Origin of the sequence: Streptomyces lancefieldiae (assembly GCF_031845825.1) — a bacterium.
Taxonomy (GTDB): domain Bacteria; phylum Actinomycetota; class Actinomycetes; order Streptomycetales; family Streptomycetaceae; genus Streptomyces; species Streptomyces lancefieldiae.
The window spans coordinates 1-805 of record NZ_JAVRFH010000253.1 but is presented as its reverse complement, the minus strand read 5'-3'; the positions used below and the strand labels follow the sequence as shown (position 1 = coordinate 805).

Below are 805 nucleotides of genomic sequence, written 5' to 3'. Positions count from 1 at the left end.
GTGTTCGCCTGCGTCGGCGCTCCCTCCGGTAAACGCCCGGTCGCCGAGACGCACCTCAGCGAGTTCGCGGCGGTCCACGAGGCCAACACCCTCAGCCTGGTCAGCACCTGGCACGCGGTGGCCGACCGTGCCCGCCGCGACAGCACCGCGGTCCTGGCCGTCGGTTCCGACGCCGGACAGGCGGCCCGCGCCAACAACGGCCCCTACAGCGCGGCGACGGCAGCCCTCGAAGCCCTCGTCACCACCCTGGCCAAGGAAGAGCACCAGCACGGTGTCCGGGTCAACCTGATCGCCCCCTCGCTCATCGGCTCCCCCCTCGCCGCGCACGTCATGGCCCTCAAGGGCGTCACGGACCCCGACGCGTACTTCGCGCAACTGCCCTGGGGCCGGCCCCTGGCGCTGGACGAAGTCGCCGCGGCCTGCATCGAGTTCGCCACCGCCGCGCACTGGTCCTACGTCACCGGCCAGATCTACCCGCTCGGAGCGCTGCGCTGATGGTCGACACGGCCCGGGCCCGCCAGCTGGGCATCGTCCACGTGCTGCGCAGCCGCACGACCGTGCCCGCACGGGAACTCGCCAGCCGCTTCGGCGTCTCCGAGCGCACCATCTACCGCGACATCACCGCCCTCACCGCCCACGGCATCCCTATCCACGCCACCCCCGGCAAGGTCGGCGGCTACCGCCTCGCACCCGAGAGCGCCCTCGACCCCCTCACCATCGACTCCGACCACGCCCTACGGCTGTACGTCCTCGGCTTCCTCGACACTCCCGACCAGAGCGTGAGCGCGGAAGAACGCGCCCGCAC

General features: G+C 72.3%; 2 protein-coding genes. Both read left to right on the top strand.

The genetic code is table 11. The features are described 5' to 3' along the window. On the top strand, window positions 1-495 hold a 495-nt coding region (locus RM812_RS41960), incomplete at its 5' end, for an SDR family oxidoreductase (protein WP_311586252.1). Next, a partial coding sequence (locus RM812_RS41955; protein WP_311586250.1) for a helix-turn-helix transcriptional regulator occupies window positions 495-805 on the top strand: 311 nt, incomplete at its 3' end. The genes RM812_RS41960 and RM812_RS41955, both read left to right, overlap by 1 nt.